Raw genomic sequence first — 12,775 nt, 5'->3', positions numbered from 1 at the left:
CTTTAAGTTCCCCCTAAGATTTTCTGATAGCTGGCGATATCCAGTCTTCGACCAAATTTACAGCCAATCTCCTTGAAGTAGGCACATTGTTCATATCCATTCTTTGAGAAAAGCTGGCGACTGCGTTCATTCTCTGCGCAAACGGTAGCTACTAACACATGGAAATCCAGTTCGGCAGCTCTCTTTTCAATAAAACGTAAGGCATGCTGTCCTATTCTTTTACCCACACAAGCCGGTTTCAAATACACACTGATCTCCCCAGAGCTATCATAAGCCGGCTTACTCTTATGTCTAGCAATCAGAACATAGCCCTGAATAACATTATCCCAGGATAAAATAACGTATGATTTGAACCGCGGATCATCATTCATCACTGATTGCCGCATTTCGTCCACACTTAAAGGCTCGGTATGAAAAGAAACCGTAGTGTTCAGCACGTAATAGTTATAAATATCGAGTACATCCGACAGATGCTCTTCGCGAATTTCAGTGAATAACAAGCTTTCTCCCACTACTTTGTTCAACACAGCTAATCCTCCCAAATGGATGTTTCCAAATGATCGACGAACTTGCGTAATTTACCGGCTAGCTTGCGGTTAATGGTTCCATCCTGGTACAATTGCTGCACCTTATCCCGTTGCTCCTGAATAGCTTTCAGTTTCAATTCAAGCTTTTGATCATCAACGAGACCATCCTTTGTCCAGCCTTGACCCTGCTCGAAGCGTGAGATTAGTTGCTCATAACTGCATGCAACCTTCTCTACTGCTTTTCGGTTGTTCTCATTCATACTTGCATTAACAGCAGCTATTGCTGCGCGGGACATAGAAATCTTAGCTTTTCTTGCACATTCAGCCTGTTGCAGCATTTGTTGGCTAGCTTCCCGTTCGTTTTGTCCTGAGAACATCCCCGCAAATAGCCTTCTAATCTCTGTAAGGGATAATCTAATTTGAGAGTTGAGACTTCTGGCTAAGAAAACTTCACTATGATCCAAGAATTCTTCCATTTTCTGAGCCACTGAGGCAGGAATCTCATTGTTAGTAAGCAATCGGGTCAGCTCTTTGCGTTCAGCATGCAAGCCCACTATCCTTGCTTCAACCCCAAGCCGACGGAGTTCCTCAAATGCCGGATCGTTCGCTTGATCCTCGCGGTTCAGACTATAAACCTTTTCTCTAAATTCACTCAAAGCTGGCTGTGCGGAATCCTTGCTCTCCTCCGTCATCATACTTTGAAGCAGCGTTATCCCGGCAGCAACGACCTTAGATTTGGCCGCCTGTTCAACCTCAGTGTCCCCTGGTTCGGCAACCGGCTCTTCTTTACCTGCGAGAATTGGTAAAAAGATACTAGCGATCAGCAGTGACATCAGAATCACACCCGCAGCGATAAAGATAATTAGATCACGTTCAGGAAAAGGTGAGCCATCTCCTAACACAAAAGGAATCGAAAAGGCACCGGCTAAAGTAACCGCGCCTCGCACCCCTGAAATGGTCAGGATTAGCATGGACTTTATAGACGATTTTTCCATTTTTTGCAGGCCGGCGCCAGCCAGGGAAAATACATATACCCATATAAAACGCAGCACAAAAAGCAGTAACGTTATCGCAAATACATAACCAATCACCATAAGATTGTCCACCGCTGTATCCCGGTAGATCACTTCAATAACATCTGGAATCGACAATCCGAGAATAAGGAAGACCAAGCCATTCAAGATGTAGAGCAGCACAGACCATGTGCTGGCGGATACCAGCTGTAGCTTATACTGTGGCGAGACCGCACGATTCTTCTCGACCGCATGAATTATCCCCGCTGCAACCACAGCTAAAATGCCGGATACCCCTATTTCTTCACTGATCAGATACACAATGAAAGGAGTCAGGATTTGCAGCAGCACATGTACTGTGATGTCCTCCATCCCCAGTCTGCGGATAAATACACTGAACCGAATCAGGAGGAACGCGAGTATTGCTCCGACAATTAGCCCACCTAAAGCGATAATCACAAAACTAATGGAGGCTTTCGGCAAAGAAAATATGCCTGTAACAGCTGCTGCAATAGCGAAGTTAAACGCAACAAGGCCAGAGGCATCATTCATCAATGATTCGCCCTCTAGAATACGATGAATACTCTTGGGAAGATGTACTCTCCCAGCGATTGCACTTACCGCCACAGCATCTGTCGGCGATAAGATCGCTGCCAGCGCAAAAGCAGCTGCGAGTGGAATGGTGGGAATCATCCAGTTAATGGAATAACCAGCGATAAGCACTGTAGCAAATACCAAGCCTAGTGCCAGCATTAAGATTGGAGCCCGCAGGTTCCATAACTCATTTCTTGGTGTTCGCTTTCCGTCATTGAACAAAAGCGGAGCAATAAATAACACGAAAAACAACTCTGGCTCCAGTGACATATGTATTCCCAAAGGCAGTAGTACGACCACTACACCCAAGCCAATTTGTATTAAGGGTATCGGCACGAAGGGAATGAATCGGTTTATGATGTTGGATATTGCGATAAGCCCAAGTAGGACGAGTACAACTAGAAATGTCTCCAAACCACATCAACTCCCTTTTTTATATTTGATTATTATATCGCAAAGCTTTAGGCAAGGGCAAAATCTAGCAAAAGATTCTTAACATTAAAATCCCCTACAAATTCCACAAAAATTCCATCAGATACATATTGACATAAATATTTATTTGTGTTATAATAAAATATTTATCTATTGTTTTTATTTTCAGTTTTGAGTAATATATGCATTAGCCTCACGGCGTCGCTCTTATTATCAATCACGGAGGGATAATAATGTACATTGCTCAAGGAATAGAAATGCTCGAGATTACAGCGCAGGTTATGGGTGGAAAAGACACGATTTACCCCACGCTACTCTGGGATGAACATGCCGCCGTACTCGTCGATACCGGATTCCCGGGTCTACTCTCTACTTTCAAAGAGGCTCTAAAAGAAGCGGATGTGCCTTGGGAGAAGCTCCGTACCCTTATTATCACGCATCAGGATTTAGACCATATCGGTTGCCTCCCTGCCCTATTGGCTGATGAAGATCTAGAGCTTACTGTTCTGGCTCATGAAATTGAGCAGCCCTATATTCAAGGAGAGCGAATGCTCCTTAAGCACACTCCTGAAGCTTTAGCGGCGGCAGCGGCTATGATCCCAGCTCATGTACCTGAGGAGTGGCGGCGTGCCTTCCTCTCTGTATTAGCCCATCCTCCTAAAGGAAAAGTGGATCAAACGCTTGTGGATGGAGAAAAGTTACCTTTTGCCGGTGGAATTACGGTGATCCATACCCCTGGCCATAGCCCAGGGCATCTCAGTCTTTACCATCATGATAGCCGTACACTTATTGCCGCCGATGCCTTGACCGTTCAGGATGGCGAGCTACAGGGTCCCACTCCTTCCGCCACACCTGACATGGAGCTGGCTTTGTCCTCTCTGAACAAATTCTCTGAGTATGAGATCGATACGGTCATTTGTTATCACGGTGGACGCTACCGCGGAGATGCAAACAGACGTATTGCTGAACTAGCAGAAGGAAAAGGAAAGCTGTAATGATACAAAAGAAGACAGAGCCTGAAATCCGGCTCTGCCTTCTCTTGTTATATAGGATCGTTATTCTTCATTATCACTTAAGACTCTGAACCCACCGTAAACCGTTCACGAATATGCTGCGGCTGTTCGATTTCATCGACAATAGCAACGGCATAATCTTCGTAGCTGACATAACTCTCGCCTTTGGAGTTCACCAGAAGATTATCCTTACCTTTTACATAAGAACCTGTTCTTGTGCCGATGGCAAAATTAGCAGATGGACTAACAAAGGTCCAAGAGAGTGCATCTGTTCCTTGCAGAATCTCCAGATTCTTGGCTTGATTCGTCGCTGTTGGCTTAATAAAGTCAGGAAAGTCATTCGTATCCACTACTTTAAGCGTTTTGGCTTCATCTACATAAAGACTTCCTGCACCCCCAACTACAATCAATCTTGTATCGGGCGAAGCCTTCAACGCTTCAATAAGCACATTCCCGGCATCCACATGCAGATGTTCTTGTCCAAACGGCGCACCAAAAGCATTCACAACCACATCGAACCCCTGCAAATCTTCAGCGGTAAGTGCAAATACATCCTTTTCAATGACATTCGCTTTACTATTTGTTACTTTAGATGCATCCCGCACAATCGCTGTAACTTCATGACCTCTATCCAACGCTTCCTGCGTAATTCGGCTTCCAGCTTTTCCACTTGCTCCAACAACTGCGATTTTCATATGATTGTCCTCCTGAGTTTACGATGTTTTCGCTTTAATATTTATATCAAGGAGCTCCTGAACGATGGTTCTATCGATATCGAGATCAAATTTTCTCCCCCAAAAGCATTCCGTGCCCCGTTGAGTGATCCGATCATAGTCTTCTATCGTTAGCGTTCTAGGATAATCCGGTCCTGTTTCCCAATCTGTATACCGCTTAATTTCATTCAGCACATGCATCTTATAAACACTATTCAAAATTATCGTATGGAAAAAAATTTCGTCTCCACATAAAGTGTTCCTAAAAAATCTGACGTATTCCGGAGAGCTTTTTGTAAAATCCAAGATGTACTCCATACATCCACCTGTAATAGACATCCAGTTTGAGCCTTTATATAAACCGTTCGGCAGAGCGCTTAATCTTCTTTGCAGAAACGGAACGCTCATAATTAGTTTAATGTACCTCATTCGGATCGCTGTCATACGCCGGGTCCTTGAGATGAGGAATCTAGGATAATAAACTGAGACCCGCTCGTAACATCCCCAAGTTTCCGCAGCATTAGGCAGCTGCAAATACTTCACAAATTCCTTACCTTCATTCACCTTAAAGAAATCTAGAATCACTTCATTTGAAGCAAGAGGCAGATCCTGACCGCTTAGGATGTGGATATAATTGAAATCCCCATGTTCTTTGATCAGCGAAAAGCACTTCAAAATGCATTCAATCTGGCTGTAATGCCCCCACTGCACATCAATAGGCTTTTCCACAAAATGAATATCGTTACGATGAATAATATCAGCTTCAATATTACTTTTCTGATCGACATGAAGGAAAAACTCTACGGACTCGTTAGTTAAACTATCGATTAGCAAATTGATCTGCTCCGGATTCTTATGACAAAGAATGATATACGCCATTTTGAATGCTTCCAACAAACTTCACCCTTCCGCCCATCTATTTCCAATATTATAAAATAAATGGACGAAAATGGATATATAATTATCTCTCTAAAACAAGTCTGATTCCAATGTTCCAAGGATCTTGGAATGTAGGATTTCCATTCACTTCTGTAACTGCGTAACCAGCCTGCCGAACTCGCTCCACCACAGCGTTGCGTTCCTCTTCATTCGTAAGAATTAAGGTAAAATAATCAATCCCCACAGTATCAGCTGGAGCCGCAGGTGCGCCCTGTCCGGCCCAAACATTCAGCCCGATATGGTGATGATAGCCGCCAGCAGAGATAAACATAGCAGCACTTCCATAATTAGCTGTTAGTTCAAAACCAAGCAAATCGACGTAGAAGGCTTTCGCCTTATTTAAATTCCCCACATGAAAGTGTACATGCCCAATCACTGTTCCCGCTGGCAGCCCGCTCCATGATAAACCTTCAGAAGCTGCCAATAGTCCATCTACATCCACTGGATCAGTGGACATCATTACATGCCCTTCTGCATCATATTTCCATTCACTCTTAGGACGATCTCGATAGATTTCAATCCCATTATTATCTGGATCCTGAATATACAACGCTTCACTGACCAGATGATCCCCCTGCCCCACTTCAATCCCCGAAGAGATCAAATTGCGCACAACCAATCCAAGGCTAGGACGATCTGGAACAAGGATAGCGAAATGATACAACCCAGCCACAGAATTAGGGCGGATCACCCGCGCATTTTCAATCTCCCGCAAGATTAATAACACATTCTGACCGTCAGCGGTCATTTCCACTTCGCGGCCAGTCTGCCGCAAAACGCTTAATCCCACAACATTCTGATAAAAGGTGAGCGAACGCTCCAAATTGCTTACTCTAATCTGTACCAGACCGATCTGAGTATCTGGTTGAAGTATTGTTTTAGTCGTCATTATAAATTCCTCCCAATCATGCTGTAACTGTTTTAGTTACAAATTAACTATCTTTAGTATAGTTACCTTCTATATGTTTGTCAATTACCTATAAAAAAATCATGTCGACTGGTTCACAGCCAAACATGATTCACAGGAACATATAATAAGTAATTCAAAAAAAGGTTTCCGGGTATTTCAACTCTCCCTTAATCCTCTGCAGTACGCCTTCCTTCAGCTCACAGACCATAAAGACATTCTCCGGTACCGCGAATTGTTTCAACTCCAGCCCATGTAGCCCTGCGGGTTGAAATCCGAATCTTGGATAATATTCGGGATGCCCGATCAAAAAGACAAGCTCATATCCGAGCGTTCTACATCTTTCTAACCCTTCTTGGATCAGCGCCTTGCCGATTCCTTGCTTCTGAACGAATGTTTTCGACCAACTGCGCTTCATCTTCCCGATCACCAAAAGCCTTAACATTCACTTGAAATACTTCATTATAGTCTGCCACAGTTTCTGCTCTAATTCTCATTTTTGTTGCTTTATTCCAGTAAATATTCGGATACACTGGATTCCAAAAGGCCGATCAAGTCTTCATCCATATACTTATAGTCATCAGCTATGTTCAGGCAAATTATTTTTTTGCCCCTTACACAGTCTCTAAATTTATCTTGAATTCTTCGAACATGTTTCTTCTCCATCACAAAAATCACATCCGCCCAACCCAAATGCCCTTCAGAAATTTTAATTCTGGCATGATCTTCAGTCCCTGCTGATCTCACTTCATGACCATCAATTCCTTGAAAGATCTTCTCCGCAGTTAGACTCCGCCAGCGATTCTGGCTGCAGACAAACAGTAGTTTAATAAGTGCACCTTCCTTATCCGATTGTTAAAAAGATATTTATTGTCTCGCCTGCTTCGTGTATTCAATCAACCAACAATCTCTTAGCTCTCCTTCATGTTGTTCGTGCTGTTCAAGGTATTTCTTCTTCACAAAGCCAATCTTCTCGTATACTCTAAGGGCTCTTTTATTCCAGGCTTGCGGGTCCATGACAATTTTATCCGCCTGTTTTGCTTCGATAAGATAATTAACTGTTTCTTTAATGAGTCGCGAACCCATTCCTTGATTCCATAAATCAGGCTCGCCAATAAACTGGTCCATCCCAAAGATTTGACCTTCGAATCCCACGTAGCCGTACATCTCTAATTCTTCATCATCTATAAGATAGAACTGGAGATAACCTATATCCCGCTCCTTGTATTGCACAATACACCGCGTAACTTCGGCTTGCTCGTCGTAAAAATGCTCCTTCACCAGCTCCAAATCATGCGGGCGATCACGACCTTCATAGAACTCCAGTACAACGGGATCTGAGAGCCATTTTACAAGTAATGCGGCATCGTTTAGCTCAAGTGTTCTCAGTCTGATCTCTTGCTTTTCAAAAATAATCATAACGCACCATACAATTCATGAAGTGGTCTGTAGCTCGGATATTCTTCTATTTCCGTTACGACAACACCTTGCTCGGAGTCAATCACACGGTAGGCCTTAGCTTCTTCTCTGGTCGACATCACTTTATATTCCTTATCTTTATAGATGATTGCACAATTGTTATCCACCGCGATTCCAGGCAAACCTCCACCTTTAACCATGCGTGTAAAATCTTCAACCCGAATATCCTCATTATAATGCGGACAATGAATGCCCGGCAGAATCCCCATGGCTTCAAGCTTGATATACTGCCATTCCCCCTGATCGTCGAACGCCTCAGAGTCACTATGCCCATATTCAAACCAACAGATGGAACCTGCGCTAAGCCCGGCCAATACGGTTCCAGAGGAATAAGCTTCTTTCAAAAGCGTATCTACCCCTGTATTTTTCCAAATCTCCAGCATCTTTCGGGTATTGCCTCCACCCACATAAATCAAATCAGCAGCTGTAATTAAATCTGTAATCTCATCATGAGTGTAGGTTTGGCTCACAAGCAATAAGTGACTTGTTTCACATCCAAGAATATCGCCATATACTTTGCTAAAAGTATCACAATATCCCGGCGCATCACTACTGGCTGTTGGAATAAATAACGCCTTCGGCTTAGCCTTTTGAGTCAGCTGCACAACTTTACGATCAATTTCCAGCGTTTCAAGCTCGATTAACTCTCCCCCGCCAATAACTACGATAGTGCCCATGATTTCCCCTTCTTTCACTAGGATTACATCCTATTGCTTACTCTTAGCTTACCGATGCTCGCAAAATATTCCTCTGCCAAAATGCTGTAGATCTCCAGATCCACCAGCCCTTTACCCGACCATACATGTGCCTGCCTTAACGTGCCTTCTTTCGTAAAGCCATTTTTCAAAAGCACCCGCTTCGATCGTTCATTAAAGGGCATAACCTCAGCTTGAATTCGATTGACTTCTGCAGTCTCAAATAAATATTTCACCACTAACTGAATGGCCTGAGCTGCAATCCCTTTTCCCCAATAAGGTTCCGCCAAAAAGTAACCGATCGTCACCATATCCACCTTTTGATTAAAATCCATAACTTCGATGATACCTAGCAATATGTAAGGGTTATTTTTGAGGAAAATCCCCCATTTCACTCTTACCCCTTTGGTAAAATCACGTTCGAAATGACCGATCATATTCTTGACTGTATCTTTATTATGTTTCGGAATAATTCCACAGTACTCAAATACTTGATCATTGCTATATATCCCAAATACCTCATTAAGGTTGCTGACTTCAATCTTTTTCAGTAATAATTGCTCGGATTCCAAAGTAGGGAATTGCTCAAATACGTGACTAAGCTTCAATTTGTTCCCTCCATTACTTTTTGATGGCTTGGATCAGGGTTGCAGTTTGACTTTTTTTCCTTTATTATCCTTTCCTTTATTATCCCCGGACACTTCCCCTGTACTGCGCGGTTCTAAGCTCACGAATATAAGGCTCTGCAGCTGGCATATCTGCCTCAACGGCCTGTTGAACAGCTAACTCGATGTCATAAGGCACTCTTACAAATTGCATATTCAAAGGAGCTGCTGACACTCCCATGTATTCTCCCTCCATAATCACATAAGATGCCTGGGTTAGATCAAGCGGATTCCCCACACTGCCTACGTTAAATAAGGTCTTACCTTCTAGATGTTGAATAAAAGCATTATGAATATCCCCGTAACCTACGATATCCGCTTGTCGTTTTTCCTGGCAGAGATCAGAATAATCAAACAAAGATAATCGCTTTTCATAATCATCCCAAGGTTGAACACGTTCATACAGGCTTCGTGGCGAAGCATGAAATAACCGTACAAATTTACCACTCATCATAAACTCAATCGAAAACGGCAACGTGCTTAAATAAGCTAGGCGCTCTTGACCTAACAACCCGCGGCACCACCGAGCCATCTCAAAATCAACATCCTGATTCATTAAATCATCCCAGTTCCCCATAACACTGATTTCACAATTCTTTTTTATGATATCAACGGCTAGATCTGAGTCCGGTCCTTTTCCAACAATATCGCCTAAACAAAAGACTCTGCTGATTCCCCGCTGCTGGATGTCATCTAAAACGGCCGTAAGGGCTGGTATATTTCCATGAATGTCTGAGATTATTGCAATTTGCTCCACTGTAGAACCTCCGTATATATTGATCTTTAAAAAAGTTACTTATCCTAAAACTAATTGTACTGCATTCTCAATGTTGGCTGTTGCTGCTCATTTAGCGGCCGCTGCTCATTTAGCGGCCGCTGCTCATTTATAGGGCATTTTTGCCTTTCTTTTCGCTCATTCAGCGACTGTTGCTCGTTTATAGGGCATTTTTGCCTTTCTTTTAGTTCATCCATCGACTGTTGCTCGTTTATAGGGCATTTTTGCCTTTCTTTTCGCTCATCCATCGACTGTTGCTCGTTTATAGGGCATTTTTGCCTTTCTTTTCGCTCATCCATCGACTGTTGCTCGTTTATAGGGCATTTTTGCCTTTCTTTTCGCTCATTTAGCGGCTGTTGCTCGTTTGTAGGGCATTTTTGCCTTTCTTTTCACACTTTCAGCGACTATTGCTCGTTTATAGGGCATTTTTGCTTCTCTTTTTGCTTCTTTGGATGATTTCAGCCAAATCTGAGGCATTTATACCGTACATTTCACCATTCCAGCTACTTCAGCCCATTTCAACGGTATTTATACCGTACATTTCATCATTTCAGCCACTTCAGCACATTTCAACGGCATTTATACCGTACATTTTATCATTCCAGCTACTTCAGCACATTTCAACGGCATTTATACCGTACATTTCACCATTCCAGCTACCTCGTTCTAGTCACACTTAATCTTTTGTAAACTTTATGGATTGTAAAATATCCTCTATCCTCTTCATATCTTCTTTATGTACTTCATCCACACTATAAGGGAACTGCACCATAAATGACATTTCCGGTTCCTCAATAACGTAATAGATAGCTTTCCCTTTACTCCCTTCCTCTTCGAATACTTCAGTTTCGTACTTTATGGACTCTAACCCGCCTAAACTAGCTTTACTTTTTGTCAGCTCCGCCCCGTTGTTGTAATTCGTTTGGGCATCCTCGAGCCATTTGTTGACAAGCTCCATGTCCTTAGGCTTAAATCCAAAAAGCATTACTCCCGGACCTTTAAGTCCCTCAGCAGGTTTATAATCAGTCGTAGAGACTATCAACCATAATGGCGCTCCATACTTCTCAGTTACAACCCAATCATCCGGATAGTTAAAGGTGATTCCAAAATTAGTATCCTCGTATTTAGTGGTATCCTTTGATTCATTACATCCGGTAATCGTTACTATAATTAGTAGTATAGGCAGTAATTTCTTTAACATTCTTTAGCTCTCCCTCAATGTATGTATGTATATTATCTTTAATCCGGCTTCTAAATACAGATTCTATATTCCCTCTTACTTCCCTTCTTTGACCCTAAACCTAATTAAGCAAAAAAAGACCAGAATCACGTTTTCACATGTTCTGGCCTTACTTCTAAGCTGTGATATGGAGGAATCATAGTTCTGGCATTTCATTCACAATCTGTTCCAATGTAACCTCCTGGAGAACATTCTCCATCGCTTTTTGGGCGAGTGAGAACACAGGTACAATTGCACTGGCTATATTCTTGCCAACAGGACAATCTGGATTAGGATGCTCATGTACAGAAAACAACGAGTCCTCTTCCACCGCATTAACTGCCTTATAAATCTGCAGCAGCGTAATCTCGGATGCGCTACGTGTAAGCGAAGCGCCTGCGACTCCGGGGCGTGCATTTACTAGTCCTGCTTTTTGCAGCATACTCGTAAGCCGACGGATAACTACAGGGTTTGTGTTTACGCTACCAGCTATCCACTCCGACGTGCTTTTGCCTTCTTTATTGCTGTCAATTAACGTTAATATATGAATGGCTACCGCAAATCGGGTGCTAATATTCATGGAAATCTCTCCTTCTGCCTTGCTGCAAAACATCCTTCAGATGCAACTATAATAGTTACATTTCATGCATTTGTCAAACTTTTGAGGATATGAACAACTTATAATCTATCAATATTCTCCATATAGATAGGTTGGTGCATTTTAATGAAAAAAGATCGTTGGGCAATACTTTTAATAATAGTTGTCTTTGAATTTATTAATATAACCTACAGTTTAATATTCGAACAATCCATAGAGTGGTTTTCTTTGATTATATTAATTCTCTTTGTTTCTTTAATTGTTAATTCTAATATAAGTAAAAACAAAAAAAATGATTAAATACAACTGCCAAATGGCACTCGTATCCTAAGTGTCTTTTCCTATGTTATCGAATTCCTTTAGGATCTCAGCCACCTGGGCAGCATATTTTTTACTCAGACGCGATTTACCAAGATTACTCTTCACAATCTTAAGGATTCGGGCATCTCGGCTCTTTGCAAATCTCTCCAGCATAACAAAGCCTTCTTCAGGCTCATTCGCCACTAATACACTCAAGCTGTATTCAAGTCCCTTAGATAATACGCGAAAATGCTCAGCGTCCTCATGTTGCGCTCCCCCACCATCTATACTCTCCATGATTCGGGCAGCCAACTGAAGACAATATAGCGTATTTTCTTTCTTTTTTAAAAGAGGAGGATGCGCTAATGCTGCTACAAAAGCCCGCTGTTCAAGCCTGTTCGCACCTTTCTCCCACATGTCAATCAGCTGCCTGAGCAGGGTGAAATCATCCTCCCCTATAATTTGCAGCGCCATAGCAGACGCTTCACGCACCCTCCATCGCGAATCATTCATAGCTGTCTTGATGATGTTTTGAATCACTACTTGCTGCTCTTCTCCAGCGTAACTGTAATAAGCACCCAACGCCCTAACTGCACAAAACGGCAGAAACTCACGGGGATCATTCACCCCAGCTTCAGCTTCACTAATGTCAGTCCAAGAGACGAGCAGCTCCCAGCCTGTATCTGTTAGATTAGGATGAGCGAATTGTTTGGCAAAATGGTCTGAGAGCTCCAAATTCACTCGTGGTCCTGGGAGTTTACTCTCCTGCATCATCAAATCATTAAGCTGTACCCACAGCTCCTTATCGTTTACCCATTGCTGAAACGGCACTTCAATCATCTTTTGCTCAGCCATCTCTGGTCCCTCCGATAGTTATCTTCAGATTTGAACAATTCCTTGCATCGC

Annotated in this window: 16 protein-coding genes; 1 reads left to right on the top strand and 15 read right to left on the bottom strand. The window is 42.7% G+C overall.

What is annotated here, in order from left to right:
• Window positions 1-2 precede the first annotated feature (2 nt).
• Entirely contained in the window at window positions 3-527 is a 525-nt protein-coding gene (locus tag NST58_RS12575; protein WP_339248037.1) for an N-acetyltransferase family protein, read from the bottom strand.
• A 2-nt stretch (window positions 528-529) separates the two neighbouring features.
• Window positions 530-2,548, bottom strand: a complete 2,019-nt coding sequence (locus NST58_RS12570) for a Na+/H+ antiporter (protein WP_339248035.1) — start codon at window positions 2,546-2,548, stop codon at window positions 530-532.
• Window positions 2,549-2,799: 251 nt separating this feature from the next.
• Here NST58_RS12570 and NST58_RS12565 point away from each other — a divergent pair, with 251 nt between their 5' ends.
• Entirely contained in the window at window positions 2,800-3,561 is a 762-nt protein-coding gene (locus tag NST58_RS12565; RefSeq protein WP_339173461.1) for an MBL fold metallo-hydrolase, read from the top strand.
• A gap of 77 nt (window positions 3,562-3,638) precedes the next feature.
• Here NST58_RS12565 and NST58_RS12560 read toward each other — a convergent pair whose 3' ends face one another.
• The 13 genes from NST58_RS12560 to NST58_RS12500 all read right to left on the bottom strand — a co-directional run bounded on the left by NST58_RS12560 (window position 3,639) and on the right by NST58_RS12500 (window position 12,724).
• Entirely contained in the window at window positions 3,639-4,274 is a 636-nt protein-coding gene (locus NST58_RS12560) for an NAD(P)-dependent oxidoreductase (RefSeq protein WP_076189805.1), read from the bottom strand.
• 18 nt (window positions 4,275-4,292) lie between these two features.
• Window positions 4,293-5,186, bottom strand: a complete 894-nt coding sequence (locus NST58_RS12555; RefSeq protein ID WP_143762697.1) for a beta-1,6-N-acetylglucosaminyltransferase — start codon at window positions 5,184-5,186, stop codon at window positions 4,293-4,295.
• Window positions 5,187-5,253: 67 nt separating this feature from the next.
• Complete coding sequence (locus NST58_RS12550; protein WP_076189804.1) at window positions 5,254-6,120, bottom strand: VOC family protein; 867 nt, start codon at window positions 6,118-6,120, stop codon at window positions 5,254-5,256.
• Between the two features lie 154 nt (window positions 6,121-6,274).
• On the bottom strand, window positions 6,275-6,556 hold the full coding sequence (locus NST58_RS12545) for an N-acetyltransferase (RefSeq protein ID WP_256715847.1): 282 nt from the start codon (window positions 6,554-6,556) through the stop codon (window positions 6,275-6,277).
• Between the two features lie 89 nt (window positions 6,557-6,645).
• The gene (locus tag NST58_RS12540) at window positions 6,646-6,969 is read right to left on the bottom strand and encodes a protein tyrosine phosphatase (protein ID WP_339248765.1); all 324 of its coding nucleotides are present in this window, start codon (window positions 6,967-6,969) and stop codon (window positions 6,646-6,648) included.
• 36 nt (window positions 6,970-7,005) lie between these two features.
• Window positions 7,006-7,557, bottom strand: a complete 552-nt coding sequence (locus NST58_RS12535) for a GNAT family N-acetyltransferase (RefSeq protein WP_339248031.1) — start codon at window positions 7,555-7,557, stop codon at window positions 7,006-7,008.
• A complete protein-coding gene (locus tag NST58_RS12530; RefSeq protein WP_081386271.1) occupies window positions 7,554-8,312 on the bottom strand; it encodes a peptidase E in 759 nt (252 codons plus the stop codon). Before NST58_RS12530 ends, NST58_RS12535 begins: the two co-directional genes overlap by 4 nt.
• A 5-nt stretch (window positions 8,313-8,317) precedes the next feature.
• Window positions 8,318-8,920, bottom strand: coding sequence for a GNAT family protein (locus tag NST58_RS12525; protein WP_076183265.1), 603 nt, complete (start codon window positions 8,918-8,920; stop codon window positions 8,318-8,320).
• Between the two features lie 79 nt (window positions 8,921-8,999).
• Window positions 9,000-9,734 (bottom strand): metallophosphoesterase family protein, encoded by a 735-nt coding sequence (locus tag NST58_RS12520; protein WP_339248028.1) that lies wholly within the window; start codon window positions 9,732-9,734, stop codon window positions 9,000-9,002.
• Between the two features lie 50 nt (window positions 9,735-9,784).
• Window positions 9,785-10,051, bottom strand: coding sequence for a hypothetical protein (locus tag NST58_RS12515; RefSeq protein WP_076303459.1), 267 nt, complete (start codon window positions 10,049-10,051; stop codon window positions 9,785-9,787).
• A gap of 377 nt (window positions 10,052-10,428) precedes the next feature.
• Window positions 10,429-10,953 carry a hypothetical protein gene (locus tag NST58_RS12510; RefSeq protein ID WP_339248026.1) on the bottom strand — a complete coding sequence of 175 codons (525 nt, stop codon included), beginning with the start codon at window positions 10,951-10,953 and terminating at the stop codon, window positions 10,429-10,431.
• A 175-nt stretch (window positions 10,954-11,128) separates the two neighbouring features.
• Window positions 11,129-11,551, bottom strand: coding sequence for an Rrf2 family transcriptional regulator (locus NST58_RS12505; RefSeq protein ID WP_076100677.1), 423 nt, complete (start codon window positions 11,549-11,551; stop codon window positions 11,129-11,131).
• Window positions 11,552-11,896: 345 nt separating this feature from the next.
• Window positions 11,897-12,724 carry a HEAT repeat domain-containing protein gene (locus NST58_RS12500; protein WP_076303458.1) on the bottom strand — a complete coding sequence of 276 codons (828 nt, stop codon included), beginning with the start codon at window positions 12,722-12,724 and terminating at the stop codon, window positions 11,897-11,899.
• Between the last annotated feature and the right edge of the window lie 51 nt (window positions 12,725-12,775).

Origin of the sequence: Paenibacillus sp. FSL R10-2796, from assembly GCF_037965315.1 — a bacterium.
Taxonomy (GTDB): domain Bacteria; phylum Bacillota; class Bacilli; order Paenibacillales; family Paenibacillaceae; genus Paenibacillus_AQ; species Paenibacillus_AQ odorifer.
Note: the sequence above shows the minus strand (reverse complement) of the source record. Positions and strands in the feature narration are given on the sequence as shown.